General features: G+C 35.7%; 13 protein-coding genes and 1 pseudogene. 4 read left to right on the forward strand and 10 right to left on the reverse strand.

Features of this window, described 5'->3' with window-relative positions; all coding sequences use genetic code 11:
- Nucleotides 1–85 precede the first annotated feature (85 nt).
- Nucleotides 86–1,012, reverse strand: a complete 927-nt coding sequence (locus IR022_RS09620; protein ID WP_194203540.1) for a YeiH family protein — start codon at nucleotides 1,010–1,012, stop codon at nucleotides 86–88.
- Between the two features lie 77 nt (nucleotides 1,013–1,089).
- A complete protein-coding gene (locus IR022_RS09625) occupies nucleotides 1,090–1,986 on the reverse strand; it encodes a LysR substrate-binding domain-containing protein (RefSeq protein WP_194203541.1) in 897 nt (298 codons plus the stop codon).
- Between the two features lie 326 nt (nucleotides 1,987–2,312).
- Between IR022_RS09625 and IR022_RS09630 the strand changes: the two genes are divergently transcribed.
- The 4 genes from IR022_RS09630 to trxA all read left to right on the forward strand — a co-directional run bounded on the left by IR022_RS09630 (nucleotide 2,313) and on the right by trxA (nucleotide 8,345).
- A complete protein-coding gene (locus IR022_RS09630) occupies nucleotides 2,313–2,933 on the forward strand; it encodes an HAD family hydrolase (RefSeq protein WP_194203542.1) in 621 nt (206 codons plus the stop codon).
- 70 nt (nucleotides 2,934–3,003) lie between these two features.
- Nucleotides 3,004–3,960 carry a riboflavin biosynthesis protein RibF gene (gene ribF / locus IR022_RS09635; RefSeq protein WP_194203543.1) on the forward strand — a complete coding sequence of 319 codons (957 nt, stop codon included), beginning with the start codon at nucleotides 3,004–3,006 and terminating at the stop codon, nucleotides 3,958–3,960.
- Between the two features lie 262 nt (nucleotides 3,961–4,222).
- Nucleotides 4,223–7,957 (forward strand): DNA polymerase III subunit alpha, encoded by a 3,735-nt coding sequence (dnaE, locus tag IR022_RS09640; RefSeq protein WP_194203544.1) that lies wholly within the window; start codon nucleotides 4,223–4,225, stop codon nucleotides 7,955–7,957.
- A gap of 70 nt (nucleotides 7,958–8,027) precedes the next feature.
- Complete coding sequence (gene trxA / locus IR022_RS09645; RefSeq protein ID WP_050710478.1) at nucleotides 8,028–8,345, forward strand: thioredoxin; 318 nt, start codon at nucleotides 8,028–8,030, stop codon at nucleotides 8,343–8,345.
- Nucleotides 8,346–8,420: 75 nt separating this feature from the next.
- On the opposite strand, the gene IR022_RS09650 is transcribed toward trxA, so the two are convergent.
- The 8 genes and pseudogenes from IR022_RS09650 to IR022_RS09685 all read right to left on the reverse strand — a co-directional run bounded on the left by IR022_RS09650 (nucleotide 8,421) and on the right by IR022_RS09685 (nucleotide 18,691).
- Nucleotides 8,421–11,267, reverse strand: coding sequence for a leucine-rich repeat protein (locus IR022_RS09650; RefSeq protein WP_194203545.1), 2,847 nt, complete (start codon nucleotides 11,265–11,267; stop codon nucleotides 8,421–8,423).
- Nucleotides 11,268–11,531: 264 nt separating this feature from the next.
- Nucleotides 11,532–12,644, reverse strand: a complete 1,113-nt coding sequence (locus tag IR022_RS09655) for an ABC transporter permease (protein WP_194203546.1) — start codon at nucleotides 12,642–12,644, stop codon at nucleotides 11,532–11,534.
- A gap of 2 nt (nucleotides 12,645–12,646) precedes the next feature.
- Nucleotides 12,647–13,756, reverse strand: coding sequence for an ABC transporter permease (locus tag IR022_RS09660; RefSeq protein WP_194203547.1), 1,110 nt, complete (start codon nucleotides 13,754–13,756; stop codon nucleotides 12,647–12,649).
- Nucleotides 13,757–13,848: 92 nt separating this feature from the next.
- Nucleotides 13,849–14,598, reverse strand: a pseudogene (locus IR022_RS09665) (ABC transporter ATP-binding protein); the annotation flags it as partial.
- Nucleotides 14,599–14,690: 92 nt separating this feature from the next.
- A complete protein-coding gene (locus tag IR022_RS09670; RefSeq protein ID WP_194203549.1) occupies nucleotides 14,691–15,605 on the reverse strand; it encodes an ABC transporter ATP-binding protein in 915 nt (304 codons plus the stop codon).
- Between the two features lie 100 nt (nucleotides 15,606–15,705).
- Nucleotides 15,706–16,602 carry an HlyD family secretion protein gene (locus tag IR022_RS09675; protein ID WP_194203550.1) on the reverse strand — a complete coding sequence of 299 codons (897 nt, stop codon included), beginning with the start codon at nucleotides 16,600–16,602 and terminating at the stop codon, nucleotides 15,706–15,708.
- Nucleotides 16,603–16,746: 144 nt separating this feature from the next.
- Nucleotides 16,747–18,006, reverse strand: coding sequence for a TolC family protein (locus IR022_RS09680; RefSeq protein ID WP_194203551.1), 1,260 nt, complete (start codon nucleotides 18,004–18,006; stop codon nucleotides 16,747–16,749).
- 70 nt (nucleotides 18,007–18,076) lie between these two features.
- Nucleotides 18,077–18,691, reverse strand: a complete 615-nt coding sequence (locus tag IR022_RS09685) for a TetR/AcrR family transcriptional regulator (protein ID WP_050710471.1) — start codon at nucleotides 18,689–18,691, stop codon at nucleotides 18,077–18,079.
- Between the last annotated feature and the right edge of the window lie 17 nt (nucleotides 18,692–18,708).

Consider the following 18,708-nt stretch of genomic DNA (forward strand, 5'->3'; position numbering starts at 1 on the left):
TCAATAAAAAAGAAAGCATCTATATTTTGAAAATATAGATGCTTTCTTTTTTATTGCTTGTCACTCTGAATAGGTAACAAACTTCTTACATATTCAAGATTACTAAAAGTGACATTACCGATATAAACACCCACAATATCACCCCTTGCAATAGTGGTTTTATTCCGATATTCTTCAAAGCTTCTTTACTTAATCCAGCACCAATCAAGAAAAGCGTTAAAGTTAGTCCTCGCTTGGCAATCATTACAATAGCAGGAGACACGGTTTGGATAGCAGGAACAAATGTATTGATAACCATTGCAATTACATACAGAAAGATAAAGTAAGGAATAGATACTTTACCTTTCCTATAAAGCAAAGCTGTTACAAAAGACAGTGGAATTATCCAAAGAGCACGTTCCAACTTTATTGTTGTTGCTATTTTAAGAGCCTCTTCTCCATACTTATGAGCTGCTCCAACAACAGAACTAGTATCATGTATAGCAATAGCAGACCAAAGCCCAAATTGCTCTTGCGTCATACTCAACAAATGACCTACTACCGGAAATACAAACAGAGCTACTGAGTTCAAGACGAAAATGACCCCTAATGATACGGAAGTTTCCTCCTCATTCGCATCTATAATTGGCACCATTGCAGCTATGGCACTACCTCCACAGATAGCAGTTCCCGAAGAAACCAAAACACTTGTTTTCTTAGCTATATGAAATAGCTTTCCCAACAACAAGCCAAATCCCAGAGTTAGCACAATAGACGATACAGTAAAAATGAGACCTTCTTTACCAGCTTCCATGGCTTCGAAAAGATTCATTCCAAAACCAAGCCCAACAACAGACGCTTGCAAGAGAATCTTAGTCGCTTTATTATTTAGATGGAGATAGGGATGGCCAATAGTGAAAGACAAAAGAAATCCGGCCAGAAGTGCAACCGGAGGCTCTACAAAAGGAAATAAGCACAATATAACGAGTAAAATAAAGACAATCTTTCTTAACAGTTTTGAATCAATTTTCATTTTTTTGATGTTTAATTTTCAGATACAAAGGTCAATCAAAAAAAGCTTGGTTGTATATTCAAATATATTATAGCCTATTACCTCTGGTTATAGTAGTTAAGCGCATATTGAATAAACATCTCCGTAAAACCTGAGGGAACACCATGTAAATGGATGAAATAGAAATTTCTTTCAATCTCAAAATCGGTTATATCAATAATCTTAAATTCCCCATTTGCTATTTCTTTACTGACAGCATTAATAGAGATAAGCCCTATACTATTAGAATTTGCAAGAAATGTTTTTATGCTTTCGGTACTACCCAAATGCATCACAACATTCAGATCTTTTAATTTTACACCTTTTTGCTTCAACTTATCAGTAATCACCTCAAGGCTACCCGATCCTATTTCTCTCAATACCAAAGGCGTTTCTTTAAGTTCATCTAGAGTTATTTCGTCTTTCTCGAATAATGGTTGCGAAACATGCACCACTGCTACAATTTCATCCTTAAGAAAAGGGATATATTTTAACTGACTATTTCTAGAATTTCCCTCAATAATACCCAGATCAAGTACTTTCTCAACAAGAGCAGTTTCTATTCGTTGAGTATTGTCATTCAACAACGATAGTTCTATATCGGGATGCTGCCTATTAAACTGTGCAAGTATGGCAGGTAAAACATATTGACCGATAGTTGTGCTCGCCCCTAATTTAAGATCACCAGCAAACTTCTGCTTCAAGACACCCAAGTCGAACATAAACTTCTTATCCAGAGTCAATACATGCTCGGTATAATGCAATAACAATCGCCCCGCCTCCGTTAAGGTAATCTTATTTGCAATGCGATTAAAGAGACGAATATTCAATTCTGATTCCAACTCCTTGATATTCTTTGTAACTGCCGGTTGAGTAATAAACATTTCTTCGGCAGCCTTTGTAAAGCTGCAAAATGTAGCCACTGAATAAAAAACACGAAGGCGGAAATTGAGCATAGTCAAAATTATTAGGTAAAACCAATTGCAAAGTAATAAAATATCACCTATAATAGAACAAATCTATTGAATATTAACCCTATCAAGATTACAGTCCTATGTATCCTATTTGTAGATATTAACGTTATCATTCATTTAAAAAAGACAATATAATGATGTATATTCCAAACTAGTTATGGATAAAATAGACAGTAATAATTTTTAAAATGATTAACTTCGCATAATCAAAAATAAAAATGCAAAGACTTATTTGTTTTCAGTAGATTCGACCTACAGATTGCCAAAAATGAATAGTCTAAAATATAAACAGTTCAAAACATTTAGATATGGCTGATTTAACAGGAATAAAAAACTTACTCTTCGATTTTGGAGGTGTAATCGTAAGTATTAATAAAGACAATGCAGTAAAACGTTTCAAAGAAATAGGAGTAGATAATATCGAGGATTTCCTAGGTGAATTCCGTCAAGAAGGTATTTTCTTACAACTGGAAGAAGGCACTATAACTAAAGAAGAGTTTTATGATGAACTGCGTAAACTTGCAGGTAAATACATTTCTGACAAAGATATAGATTCTGGTTGGTTGGCTTTCTTAACAGGAATACCCGAATATAAATTCGAGTTACTAAAGGAGCTTCGCAAAAAATACAATGTATACTTACTAAGCAACACCAACCCTGTTATTATGGGATGGGCAGACACTAAAGATTTTTCGCCTTCGGGAGAACCTATATCGGCATTCTTCGATCAAATGTTTTGGTCATATAAAATGGGCTACACAAAACCTTCGAAAGAATCATTCGAAATAGTAATCAAAGAAGCTCAAATTGATCCTAAGGAAACTCTTTTCCTTGACGATGGACAATCAAACCTCGATGTTGCAGAAAAGTTTGGGTTTAAAACCTATTTAGTAAATCAAGAAGAAGACCTAAGAAAAGTTTTTGAATAATACAAAGACATGTTTATCCCTCTCAAATGGATATGGATACTCTTATAAAATATGCCAATAATATAATTGAATGGACTTAATAAATTCTCCATATAATACACAACATCAGCCATTAGTTGCAACTATCGGTTTCTTCGATGGCGTACATACAGGTCACCAATATCTTATTGAGCAGCTAAAAATTGAGGCTAAGAAAAAAAATCTTCCATCTGCTGTTATAACCTTTCCCGTACATCCAAGAAGGGTACTGAGCAGCGATTATCAACCCGCATTACTATGTGGTTATGAGGAGAAGGTAAAACGCTTAGCTACAACCGACGTTGATTATTGTGTGACTCTTGACTTTACCAAAGAGATGTCAACGTTAAGTGCCAAAGAATTCATTAAACAAATTCTAAAGGACAAATTGAATGTACAAACCCTTTTAATAGGCTACGATCATCGCTTTGGTCACAATAGAGAAGACGGTTTTGAAGAATATCAACAATACGGAAAAGAAGTAGGAATTGATGTAATACAAGCTTGTGAGCTAGATTCATCCAATCACGTAAGCTCATCGCGTATTCGACGTTTACTAGGTGAAGGAGATGTTGTTAAAGCAAACCAACTACTAGGTTATAACTATACCATTTCGGGACAGATTGTTGAAGGTTTCCAAGTTGGACGTACCATCGGTTTCCCAACTGCAAATATCAAAATATGGGAAGATTTCAAAGTTGTTCCCGCATTTGGAGTATACGCTGTATATGTCCTCATTGATGAAGATCAATACGAAGGAATGCTCTATATAGGAAAAAGACCCACCCTACATAATGGGGATAATATAAGTCTTGAAGTTAATATTCTCGATTTTGATCAAAACCTATATGGCAAGTCGCTTTCTGTTGAATTCATAGAATTTATGCGCCCTGATGAGAAGTTCAAAGATCTTGAAACACTTGTCAAAAATATAAAACAAGACAAAATAGACGTAGGTAACCTCCTTAAAAAGCTAAGAGGTTCTCAACAAAGCAAGTCTCAATCATAGCAGATAGAAAAGGCTAAAACCAGACTTATTTTGTAAGGAATCTGACAAGATATATTTCCATTGTCGGTTCTAAAATCTTGTTTTTAACATTCTCATTTTTCATTACATTTCCAATCAAAAATAAAAAAGCTATGCCTTAAGTTAAATTACTGAGGCATAGCATTGATACTTTTCTTGATAAAAGTCATCGATACTTTCGATCAAAACATAGTCATCTTTTTTCGATAAAAGAGATACCTTTATAGGATAAATTCAAAGATATATGCAACCGTTTATACACTTACACGTTCACTCCCAATACTCTTTGCTCGATGGGCAAGCCAGTATTTCACGCCTAGTTGACAAAGCTAAAGCTGACGGAATGAAAGCTATAGCTTTGACTGATCACGGATCAATGTTCGGGATTAAAGAATTTTACAATTATGTAAAGAAGAAAAATGCACCCGTATTTGCCGAGATAAAAAAAATAAAAGCAGCAATAGCCGAAGCTAGAGAAAACGGTCCACTTTTAGAAGAATTAAATAAGAAACTTCAAGAAGAAGAGTCTCATTTATTCAAACCAATCTTAGGCTGTGAGTGCTATGTAGCTCACCGAAACCGCAAATTAAAAGAAGGGAAACCCGACATGAGCGGCTGGCACTTAGTTGTGCTTGCCAAAAACTATCAGGGATATAAGAACCTTATCAAAATGGTATCGCAAAGCTGGACTGAAGGTTTTTATATGCGTCCTCGCATAGACAAAGAACTGTTAGAAAAATATCACGAAGGACTAATTGTATCCACAGCTTGTTTAGGAGGTGAGATACCTAAAAAGATAACAAGAGGAGAACACGAGGAAGTTGAAAAGTCAATAGAATGGTTTAAAAGTATTTTCGGTGAAGATTTCTATTTTGAACTTCAACGTCACAAAACCAGTCGCCCCGATTCTAATCTTGAAGCATATCCTCTTCAAGAACGGGTAAATCAGGAATTACTAAAACTGAGCGAAAAGCATAACGTAAAAGTTATTGCAACAAATGATGTACACTTTATTAACGAAGAGGATTCAGAAGCTCATGACCGTCTGATCTGTTTAAGTACAGGTAAAGATCTGGACGATCCGAAACGAATGAGATATACTAAGCAGGAGTGGCTAAAAACGACTGCTGAAATGAACGAAGTATTCAAAGATATACCTCATGTTCTTTCTAACACGCTTGAGATAGCTGATAAAGTTGAGTTCTACTCAATAGATTCGGATGCATTAATGCCATTCTTTGACATTGATCCTTCATTCGGCACAGAAGCCGGTCATAGAGAAAAATACAATGAAACCGATCTTATTACTGAGTTCGGAGAAAAAGAATACCATCGTTTAGGTGGATACGATAAAGTGATTCGCATTAAGCTAGAAGCCGACTATTTGAAGCACCTAACAATGATAGGTGCCGAAAAACGTTACGGCAAAGATATGAATGATGAAACCCGCGAACGTCTTGAATTTGAGCTGGATGTTATGAAGACAATGGGATTCCCCGGATATTTCCTTATTGTACAAGACTTTATAGCAGCAGCACGAAGAATGGGTGTGGCAGTAGGCCCTGGTCGTGGATCGGCAGCAGGTTCTGCCGTAGCATATTGCTTGGGGATTACTGATATAGACCCTATAAAGTATGACTTGCTGTTTGAACGTTTCTTAAATCCTGATCGTATATCAATGCCCGATATTGATATCGACTTTGATGATGATGGTCGAGGAGAAGTATTACGCTGGGTAACCGACAAATACGGACAAGAAAAAGTAGCCCACATTATTACATATGGTACCATGGCTACAAAATCGGCAATAAAAGACGTTGCACGTGTTCAGAAGTTACCATTATCTGAATCTAACCGTTTAGCCAAATTAGTTCCTGACAGAATTCCCGATAAAAAGAAAGTAACCCTTAGAGATGCCATTGAATACGTTCCCGAACTAAAAGAAGCATCAAACAGTAGAGACCTCATTACTCGTGACACTCTTAAGTATGCACAAATGCTTGAGGGTAATGTGCGAAATACAGGAGTACATGCTTGTGGTGTTATTATAGGTCAGAGCCCTATTTCGGATACAGTACCCGTAAGTACAGCCGAAGACAAAGAGACTGGCGAAACGATGCTTGTCACTCAATATGAAGGATCGGTAATCGAAGAAACAGGTCTTATCAAAATGGACTTTTTGGGTTTAAAGACCCTATCAATTATAAAAGAGGCACTTGAGAATATAAAGCAAACAACTGGCGAAGATGTAGATATCAGTACCATCTCGTTAGAAGATACTAAAACCTATGAGCTATATAGCCAAGGTAAAACAACCGGAACATTTCAGTTTGAGTCTGCCGGTATGCAGAAGTACCTAAAGGAACTTCAGCCTACCAAGTTTGAGGACTTAATTGCAATGAATGCTTTATATCGTCCGGGACCGATGGATTATATTCCAGCCTTTGTCGCCCGTAAACATGGTCGTGAAGAAATTGCCTATGATATCCCTATCATGGAAAGATATCTTGACGAGACATACGGCATTACGGTATATCAGGAGCAAGTCATGCTTTTGTCTCGTCTGCTTGCCGATTTCACACGTGGTCAATCCGATGAGTTACGTAAAGCAATGGGTAAAAAGCTCATTGACAAGATGAATGCCCTAAAAGAAAAATTCCTTGCAGGAGGAAAGAAAAACGGGCATGCTGAAAAGACCCTGAATAAAATATGGGCCGACTGGGAAAAGTTTGCATCTTATGCCTTCAACAAATCACATGCAACATGTTATTCGTGGATAGCTTATCAAACAGCATGGCTCAAAGCCAACTACCCATCGGAATATATGGCTGCCGTTCTATCTCGAAATTTATCGAATATTACGGAGATCACAAAGTTTATGGACGAATGCAAGTACATGGGGATGAATGTACTTGGACCGGACGTAAACGAATCGTATCTTAAATTCTCGGTAAATAAGGCAGGGGATATACGTTTCGGACTTGCTGCCATTAAAGGTGTAGGTGGAGGAGCTGTAAATGATATTCTTAAAGAACGGTCTGAAAATGGTCCTTACAAAAACATATTCGATTTAGTAGAACGTGTCAATTTATCATCTTGCAATAAGAAAAATATAGAGTCATTAGCGCTTGCCGGAGCTTTTGATAATTTCCCGGAAATAGAGCGTGAGCAATTTTTTGAAACCAACGAGAAAGGAGAAACATTTATAGATCAGCTTGTCCGTTATGGTAACAAATACCAGATTGATAAAGCACAGGCAACAAACTCATTATTCGGGGAAGATATTTCGTATAAAACCAGTCCACCCGAGATACCAAAAGCCGAAAAGTGGTCGGATCTTGAGAAACTCAACAAAGAGCGCGAATTGATCGGAATCTATCTATCAGCACACCCTCTGGATGAGTTCGCCATTGCTCTTAAGTATGGTTGCAATGTAGGAATGGCTGATATAGAAGACAAGGAAGCTCTAAGAAATAAGGAAGTTACATTCGGAGGGCTTGTTTCTGCGGCAAGAGAAGGTATTACCAAGAATGGTAAACCATATATGATTATTAAAATTGAAGATTTCACTGGAAGTGGAGAAATACCTTTATTTGGTGATGATTATATCAATTTTGGTAAATACGGGCGCTTGGGGCTTTATGTATATGTAAAAGCACGCGTTCAAGGACGTAGGTTCAACGAGAACCAACTCGAATTGAAGATCGTATCAATTCAACTTCTACCTGATGTTAAAGATCAGGTTATTGAAAAAATAACGATCACATTACCCATTCACGAAATGAATGCTCAGATGATAGAAGAGCTATCAACCCTGACTAAAAACAATGTGGGTAATTCGTTGTTATATTTTGAGATTGTCGATGGTGAACGGAACATGAAAGTTGAGCTTTTTGCTCGGGGTCTTAAGATCAATATCCGTAAGGAATTGGTCGACTATCTGGAGCAAAATGAAAACATCCTGTTCAAGGTAAATTGATTTTCCGTATCTCCGAGACTTTGGTTATATTTGTTATAAAATTAAACGAAACATAATAAACATTAGTAGTATGGCACTTGAAATTACAGATGCAACTTTTGAAGAAGTTTTAAAATCAGACAAATTAGTCGTGGTTGATTTTTGGGCAGAATGGTGTGGTCCATGTCGTATGGTAGGTCCAATCGTAGAAGAATTGGCTGTTGACTATGCAGACAAAGTAGTAGTAGGAAAAGTAGATGTTGATAACAATGATGAGATTACATCGAAATTCGGAATCCGCAATATTCCTACAATTCTGTTTTTCAAAAACGGAGAAATTGTAGACAAACAAGTTGGAGCTGCACAAAAATCGGCTTTAGTAGAAAAAATTGATAAGCAATTACAGTAATTTATATTTGCTCTAAATGTAAAAAGCGACTAAATAATTAGTCGCTTTTTTTAATGTATATACTGATCAGATTTCTTATTTCTTGATCAGTTTATGTGTATATGATTTATCTCCAATTTGAAGTTTCAATATATATGATCCACTTGCTAAATGACTAACATTGATAGATGAACTAACATTTGCTTGTTTTAATACTAGTTTTCCATTTGTACTATAAACTTGAAGTTCTGAAATAGATGCTCCTGACTCCAGATATAGGATATCCGTTACCGGATTTGGATAAACTTTCAAGTCTGCTATATCTATTTGAGATGTCGGAATCTCCAATGCTCTCGTTTCAAGAACGGATGTTGCTGTAGCCACAACATTTAGAGGTAAACGATCTACTAAGAAAAGTTTATCCGGCGAACGTTCTATGTATACAATATTGCTATCAATAATCAGATAAGGGATCAATGTATATCTTCCTTCTGCCACGCCAGACGCCACTTTACAAGTCAAAACATTACCATTTACGGACTCTGTTATATCGCTAACAAATGAGCCATCATCATAGTTAAATAAACCCACATTAATACCCAATGTCGCGATTGCTGATCTTATTAAAACTTTAAAGCTCTGATCAGTATTCACTTCCATCAAATCTTCTTTTGCTGTATTAATTAACAGGTGGTTGCTCAAATCTGCGGTTGTATTTCTTCCTGAAAATCCAGCCCAATTGTTTTTTACTGTTATTAATAAACGATCAATTATATGTGAACCTGCTTTACGTGAGATTACTTTTACTTCATCTTCCTCTAAAATATAAGGTTGAATTAAATAGCTTCCGCTTAGCAGATTTGTTGATACTTGGCAAGTATATGTATTACCGTTTTTACTACTTACAATATCCTCGATAAAAGTTCCATTACTAGCATTAAACAAACCTAAACTTACTTCGGACATAAGATTAGCATAGACTTCCACATCAAATCTCTCTTCTGTTTTTACTTGATAAAGGTTTTCTTCTGTTGATTTTTGGTATACCAAGTTATCAATTAAAGAGACTTTATATTCTTCAATTAGAAAGTCTTTCCATTGAGCAGCAGCTTGGTATAATGAGATACTACTCCTGGGGACATAGAGTGTGCAGGCAGTTTTATTAACTCCTATAAACACATTTGGTCCTAATGTGGGAGGGGTAGGGTTTAAAGACACAAGAGTCTCCAACTTGGCATTCTCAAAAGCACGATCTCCAAGAGATTTTACAAATACTGGAATAATTAATTCTTTTAAAGAGGCTCCTTGAAAAGAATAACCCAAAACACTTTCCAATTGGGCAGGAAGATCTACACTACCTCCAAACCAAGCAAAAGAAAGACCATGAAGTATCTTCAAAGTAGAGGGTAAAATAATATGCTTACTTAATCCACTAAAACATCCTTGACCTATAACCTTTAACGAGCGACACCCCGACAAATTGATAGTATCGCTTTCTAATTTGATTCCAGTAAAACAATTATTACCCAAGGTCTCTAAATTTATACAATTCGAGAAACTTAACTTTGGAATATTTAACTCTGTGAAACCCGATTTATCTACAGTCTTTAATGAGGCAGGTAGTTTTAATTCTTTTAAAACTGCCCTTTGAAAAGCATGACTTCCAATGCTTTCCAATTGGGAAGGAAGATCTATACTACCCCTAAAATCTGCGAAAGAAAGACTAGTTAAGTTTTTTAATTCTGAGGGCAAAATAACATGTTTACTTAATCCACCAAAACAGCCTTGACCTAAAGACTTTAGAGAAATACAGCCAGATAAATTAAGAGTATCACTTGTAATATTATTACCTACGAAACAATTATTCCCTAAAGACTCCAAAGCAACGCAACCGGAGAAGTCTAGTTCTGGAATAGTAATCTCTGTAAAGCCAAAGGTATCTACTTTTTTTAATGAGGCAGGCAGCTTTAATTCTTTTAAAACCGCTCTTTGGAAAGCATAGCCCAAAATACTTTCCAGTTGAGAAGGAAGATCTACACTACCTCTAAAACCAGCGAAAGAAAGACCGTGAAGTATCTTCAAAGTAGAGGGCAAAATAACATGCTTACTTAATCCACCAAAACAGCCTTGACCTAAAGACTTTAGAGAAATACAGCCAGATAAATCAAGAGTATCACTTGTAATATTATTACCTACGAAACAATTATTCCCTAAAGACTCCAAAACAACGCAACCGGAGAAGTCAAGTTCTGGAATAGCAATCTCTGTAAAGCCGAAGGTATCTACTTTTTTTAATGAGGCAGGCAGCTTTAATTCTTTTAGGACCGCCCTTTGAAAAGCATAACCTCCAATACTTTCTAATTGAGAAGGAAGATCTACACTACCCTTAAAACCAGCGAAAGAAAGGCTAGTTAAGTTTTTTAATTCTGAGGGTAAAATAATATGTTGACTAAGTCCACCAAAACAGCCTTGCCCCAAAGACTTTAGAGAAGTACAACCCGATAAGTCAATAATGCCACTCGTAATATTAATACCTACAAAACAGCTATTTCCGAAAGACTCCAAAGCAGCACAACCAGAGAAATCAAGAGTAGAAATAGTTAAATTAGAAAAGCCCCCCAATCCAACAGATTTTACTCTCTCCGGCAATACTATTTTATCCATCACTCTCTTCTCAAAAGCAGAGGCTGGAATAGCACCATTTACAATTTCCACTTCAGACATATCTAATACTTTAAGTAAAGACATCTGCTTGATTGTAGTAAAGTCTGCATCATTAATAGTACCCTTAAGAGTCAGATCCGTTACTTTTGTTTTATCGGCTCCTAGAGAAGCGGACAATGTTCCAGGGGTTATGACATCAATAGTCTTTGACAATTGTGCATGTGAATAGATCACACTCAGAAAAAGACTAAGCAGTGTTAAGAAAATTTTGTTTTTCATTTTGTTTCTATTAGTTTGTAAAAAAGTGTCGATTATGCTGTATAAGAAATGTTCTATTAGAATTTAATAGATAAAGTTGGGTCGTATATCTTCAAAAGACTAAAACGTAGCTTATTTATTTATGTTAAATTTTCTTCAAATATAACAATTAAAAATAAACGAAATATCTTTTCATTTCAAAAAAACATCCAGCAGAGATAAACACCTAGTAAAAAACTAATAACAATAAAAAAAACAATACGTAAGGATATATCAATAGCTAACTTAGCTACTCTTTCTATAGCTTAACACAGCCCAACCGTTAAAGAATAATGCGAAGCAGCATAACGCAACCATCTGTGTTGTGAGATCTGCTATACCACTACCTTTCAGATACACCATTCTCATTACTTGTATAAAATATTTCAGGGGGTTAAAAGCTGTAATATTCTGTGCCCATTGAGGCATACTTGATATTGGGGTAAAAAGCCCACTCATCAGAATGAAAATCATAATAAAGAAAAACATAACAAACATAGCTTGTTGCATAGTATTAGAATAGTTTGACACTACTAAACCAAAGCCCGAAACAACTAATATGTACAGACTGGCAAAAAGATAAAGGGTAGTTAAACGACCTACGGGTATCAATCCATATACCGTTGCAGCCAATGTAAGACAGAGCGAAAGAGCCAGAAATCCTACTATCCAATAAGGTATCAGCTTAGCCAATATAAAAGTAAGTTTATTCACAGGAGTAACATTCATCTGTTCAATAGTACCTATTTCCTTTTCTCCTACAATATTCAATGCCGGTAAAAATCCACATAGTAAGGTTAACATAGTCACCATTATTGCTGGAACCATAAATACTTTATAATCCAGATGCGGATTAAATCGATTCTGGGGTACTATATTAATCACAGGCAAAATTGCCATTTCGGGTGCTTGCTTCCATTCGTTCCTGATTTCAACTGCATAATCTTGTAATATAACCGAAAGATAAGAAGTACCTAAACCTCCTTTCATTCCATTGACTGCATTAGCTAAGATCATAACATTAGCAGTACCTTCTTTTATCAGGTTCCTTTCGAAATCGGGTTGAATCTCCAGAATTATGTCAGCCCAGTCTCTCTCTATACTCCGCATCGCTTCATTATTAGAAACGGAAACATCCGTCAAATTAAAATAACCAGATGATGCTATCTTCTGAATCAAACGTTCCGAATAAGTGCTATGATCGTTATCCACAACACTCAATCGCAAATTCTTTATTTCCTGATTGGCAGCCCAAGGAAAAACAAGCATCATCATGAGGGGCATGGCAATAATCATTCTTGGAAGAAACGAATTCCTCAAAATTTGCTTAAACTCTTTTTCTAAAAGAAATTTTATCATGATTAATTAAGTCTTGTTTTGAAATTCTTAAGGCTGACAAATACTAAAAAAAACAACATACCTAGTAAAACCGCCAGTTCTCTATAAACAGCAGTAATACCCAAGCCTTGTATCATTAATTTCCTTACAGCAGAGATATACCATTTTGCAGGAATAATATCCGATACCCACTGAAGTATAACAGGCATACTTTCTATAGGAAATATCATACCCGAAAGAATCATTACAGGAAGTATCATTCCCATTCCCGACACCAGCATAGCGGCAACTTGGGTTTGAGCAACGGTTGAGATAAATATCCCTAATGATAGTGCTACCATTATGAAGAGTAAAGAAATTCCAATCAAAGAATAGAAGCTTCCTGTTACAGGTACCTTCAATACATAAACAGATAATAATAAAATTGTAGTTAGATTCACTATGGATATTGCGAAATAAGGAATAGCCTTTGCTACAATAATATAAAAAGGCTTCATAGGTGACGCCAACAAAATTTCCATTGTACCCGTTTCTTTCTCACGAACAATTGAGATTGAAGTCATCATTGCACATATCAGCATAAATATTAAACCCATTACGCCGGGCACAAAATTATAAGCACTCTTTATTTGAGGATTATAGAGCATCTTTACTTCCGGTTTTATTTGTATTGGAATCTTATATTCTTGCAAAAGTTCCTGCTGATATGAGTTTATTATACTTGTTGCATATCCCGATAAGGTTGTAGCCTGATTGGGGTCGGTAGCATCAGCAATCAATTGGATAGATGCTTCCCCTGTATGTAAGAGGTTTTCATTGAACTTTTCATCAAATACAACAACCAGATTAATGTTATGATCCTTTTTGAAGATTGTACTGATTTCATCCGGATTATTCAACATCTGCACAATATGAAAATAATTACTAGCATCCAATTGATTGATTATACGCTCTGTCGAAATATCCTTTGATGGGTCAAAGACTGCAACTTGTACATTCCTCACCTCTGTTGTTATAGCAAAACCAAAAAGAAGCATCTGTATAATGGGAATCCCCAATATAATCATCATCGTTCTTGTATCTCGAAAGATATGAAAGAACTCTTTTTTTACAAATGATAAGAACTGTTTCATTCAATTAAATCAAAATGTTTTTTATGATACATTCTCATATTATAGTTTTCTGTAGCTATTCTACTTGACAAAGCCATAAAAGGTCTGAGACCTTAATCTGCTTTTCGGGTCGCTTTTCTTGCCAATTGTTGAAATACCTCATCCATACTATCTGCCTCAAATTGTAACTTAAGATTCTTTGGTGTATCCAGAGCCTCAATTTTACCATCTACCATAATCGATACACGGTTACAATATTCTGCCTCATCCATATAGTGAGTAGTAACAAAAGCAGTAATTCCTCTATCTGTCGCAGCATAAATAAGCTCCCAAAACTGCCGACGGGTTACAGGGTCAACACCTCCCGTAGGTTCATCTAAGAAAACAACCTTAGGTTCATGAAATATAGAGACTGAGAAAGCTAATTTTTGTTTCCAACCTAATGGTAATTCTCTTACAAGCGCATTACGTTCAGCTAAAAACCCCAACTCATCTAATATTTCATCTGTCTTCGAAGCAATCCGTTTTGACTCCATACCATATATTCCACCAAATAGTCGGATATTTTCCCAAACCTTCAAGTCTTCGTATAAGGAGAACTTCTGACTCATATACCCAATATTTTTCTTAACCTTTTCAGACTCTTTCAAAATATCATATCCAGCAACCGAACCTTTACCTGATGTAGGATGGCTCAATCCGCAGAGCATGCGCATAGCTGTTGTTTTCCCTGCTCCGTTAGCTCCCAGGAAACCGAATATCTCACCTTTATCTACACTGAAGGATATATTATCCACAGCAGTAAATGCTCCAAATTTCTTTGTCAGGTTTTCGGTATATATTACAGGTTCTTTCATATATTTATTTGAGTATAGTTATCTTTAAGTCTTTATGTTTTACTTATAACCAGCTATAATATTGTATCAATCATAGTCATAAAAAACCGAGATCTTGTTTAAACTTTCGTTTTTTGTGCCAATTGCATATAACAGTCTTCAATACTTGGTTTAATAGCATAAACATCAATATCCTGATGACCTTTACCTATAAGATAGGTTCTTATATCCTCCATTTTCAAATCTTCTTTTACCGTTATATGGTGCACTTCACCAAACGTAAAGCAAGTTTTTATACAATCATAGTCTCTTAAATCATTCAGAAGCCTAAACATTTCTTTACTCTTTACTGCCCAAAGTATTTGGGTAAAACGTTCAATGATATTATCAGGAGTGTCAACTTGCAAAAAAGTTCCATCTTGAATCAATGCAATACGGTCACACAGCATAGCTTCATCCATATAAGGAGTCGATACCAATATAGTTATATTCTGCGCCTTTAAATTTTGAAGCATTTCCCAAAATTCTTTTCTTGAAACCGGATCAACACCCGTTGTAGGCTCATCAAGAAATAAAACGGTAGGTTTATGAATCAATGCACAACTAAGTGCCAATTTTTGCTTCATCCCTCCAGATAATTTACCCGCTCTTCTATCTTTAAAAGGTTCTATCTGGCTATAAATATCTTTGATCAGATCGTAGTTCTCTTTTATAGTGGTATTAAAAACAGTAGCGAAGAATTCGAGATTCTCCTCCACAGTCAAATCCTGATAAAGAGAAAATTTCCCCGGCATATACCCTATTCTATTACGAATCTGTTTATAGTCTTTGATAATATCCAATCCATCGACTGTTGCTGTTCCACTTTCAGCAAGCAAAAGAGTGGTAAGAATACGAAATAGCGAAGTTTTACCAGCTCCATCAGGACCGATAATACCATATATCTCACCTTGCTGAACATCAAAACTGATATTATTCAGAGCTTGAATATTTCCGTATTTCTTATTTATATTCTGTACCGAAATTGCAACCATATCTTTTAGTAATCTACATATATTTAATGTCCTATTCTTAACCCTAATTTCAGCAAGTATAACTCGCTCCTACATCGAAGTAGTAAATAGACATTGAAACTTAGAACTTTATTTCTCCGTACATTCCTCTTTTAATATATCCATCGTTCTTTACTGCAATTTTTACAGCATAAACCAGATTGGCACGTTCGTCTCTTGTCTGTATTGTTTTAGGCGTAAACTCTGCTTTATCAGATATCCATTCAATTGTACCCGAATATTCCTTTCGGTCTGCTTCTCCCAAATCAGAGAATACCTGTACAGTTTGACCTACTTTCAACTGCGTCAACTGACTTGCTGATATGTATGCCCTTAGGATCATATTTTCAATATCTCCTACTTTAAATAATGCCTTACCTTGCACTGCGAGCTCTCCTTGTTCAGCATATTTAGATAATATAGTTCCCTTTATAGGACTTTTAATCACCGATTTTACAATCTGATCATTTAATTGGGCTACTTGTATTTGCATAGAAGAACTTTCTTCAGAAATGCCTCGATTAGAATTCATCAAGACTTCAGTCTGTGCAGCTAATTGTTTTTCGAGGTAAAGAATCTGAGCATTGATGTCATCTAGCTGTTTTTGATTAGCTGCATTCGATTTCACTAAGTTTTCGAAACGTGCTTGTTCTTTTTTTTGTGTAACAATCTGCTGTTGTATTGCTGCAATTTGTCTTGGAACATCAGTCTGTTTACTTTTTACTGCCTGATTGCTTGCCAACAACTGCATTTTTTTTAGATATAACTGTGTCGTATCTATATATCCCATAGGCACATCTGGATTGACGATCTGCCCCTCTTCCAAATTAAGTTCTAGAATTTTCCCATTTGCTTCGGATGAAACTATAACCTCCGTAGTTTCGAATATTCCCGAAGCATCATAATCGCCCTTTTTATTGCCACATGCAACAAGTAAGAAACCTATAATAAGGATGGATAATGCTTTAATAGTTCTCATATATTATTTATCTTAAATATTTAATCGAATAAAAGTATTTATTGATCTGCTTTTTGCAACGGAAGATTTCTGTGTTATTAAAAAAAAGAATATATCAACTAACAATCAAACACTTACAACCAACACCTAAAATAGTTTTAGACCTTAATTATTAGTTGTATATTTTAGATTATAAATAGACAACAACAACTCTATCTCGTGCTGGATTTTGTCTTGTTTAGCTAAATCCTCAGCATTTACTTCTCGCATAAGATCAGTTACCGTCAGAGTTCCATTTGCAACCTTCACTTCTGCCGATTTTTTCACATTATTCCGAAGCATTATTATCTCATCATCGTATTTTAGTAAATCGCGATTTCTTTTTACTTCACTTTGCTCTTGAGTTACCTCCAAATTGGTATTAAACAAGAATGTTTCCTTTTCAGCAGCTAATGAGCTCTGATTGGCTTCGATCAGTTTACGATCGTTCTTTTCAGTATAAAGTCCTCCAAAATTCCACGACAAACGAACTCCTGCTACATAATAAGCTGCAAATTTATCTTCTAACATATTCAAGCCAGGTCTTCCATATCCTCCGGTCGCAAATAGACCTAGCTTTGGCATATAACCTGCTTTGATTTGTTTTTTCTGAGTTTCGAGATCATTATACTGTGCATCGAACAGATGTAATTCCGGACGCCCAATCTGGGCAGATAGTAACTCATTCTCTGAATTTGGTTTCTCTAAAACAGTATTCTCATTGATCGACTCCCCGATCAATGCAGACAACATATCAATAAAAGCTTTTCTATTCGAGACCAATTGAGTTTGCATCTGTATTGTTTTTAGCTGTTCCACTTTTATTGCATCCAAATCTGACTGATTAGCAACACCATTTTCGATATAGCTTGAAATAAGATTAAAATTTCGTGCTAGCTCTTCTTGAAGCAATAGATTCTGCTTAATTTTTGCATCAAATAAGAGTATACCAAAATATAGCTGATTCACTCTGTCGTTAATCGTATATAAAGTAACTTCCAGTTGTTTAGAAGCAACCTCTGAAGCCGTTTTCGCCATTTCTTTCTTAGAACCAATAACTCCGCCATCCCAAATAGTTTGGTTTACATCCAGAGTTACACCATACTGATCTTTACTCAATGGCTGAATATCTACACCTGGTACGGAAATAGGAAGATGTGGGACATCGGATTGATAGGTAGCCTTAGCTGTCATCGAAAACTGAGGCAAGTATCCTTTATTCGCATTCGACAAGTTATACTCTTTTGTTTTCTCGATCAAGCCATAACGCTTAATCAAAGGATAGTTCTGCTTGGCTTTCTCCTGACAAGCCTCAATAGTCAATTGTGCCGATGCCATAAAACAACTACTGAGCAAAACACACAGAACAATTATTATTCTTTTCATATTTTCAGATGACGTTTTCATTCCACAAACATTATCACTTAACAATTTTGTTAGTTACAGTCTAAAAAAATTAAACACTCAACCCATTTATAATAAATTGGATATTATTTTCCCTCCTTTGTAGTAGAAGCTTTTCAACCTCTTTGTCATTTCTCCTTATAATCTGCAACAAAGGCATTGCTAAAAATGTAATCGCATTTAGAGCAATTATATTCATCAACAATTCAGTAGGACGGATAAAACGCATAGAGCCATTCTCGACCTCAATATCGATTCTCTCCTTTAGTCTTTTTATTATACCTTTTAGTTTAGGGAAGACACTCCTTACAAGCATTTTCTTCCTCTCATCGTGAGTAATTATTTCTCCGTAAATAAAAAAGAGTAATCTGGGATTGGCAGCAACAAAATCGTAATGGCTACCAATAGCCAATTTCAACTGCTCGAAAAAAGGTAAATCTTGATTAAATGACTGTGAGAAAGATTCAGCTAGAGTCTTTATTTTTTGCTGATAAACCATAGAGAACAAATTCTCCTTTGTTCTGAAATAGTAATGAATCATTGCATGATTTACTCCCGCACGTTTTGCGATAGCAGTAGTTTTAGCACCAGCAAATCCCTTCTCTAGAAATTCATATTCGGCAGCTTCTAATATTGTTTGTTCGGTAGTTATATCTTTCTTTTCCACTATCAACTTATTTGTTT

Source organism: Dysgonomonas sp. GY617 (assembly GCF_015233815.1).
In the GTDB taxonomy this organism is placed as follows: Bacteria; Bacteroidota; Bacteroidia; order Bacteroidales; family Dysgonomonadaceae; genus Dysgonomonas_A.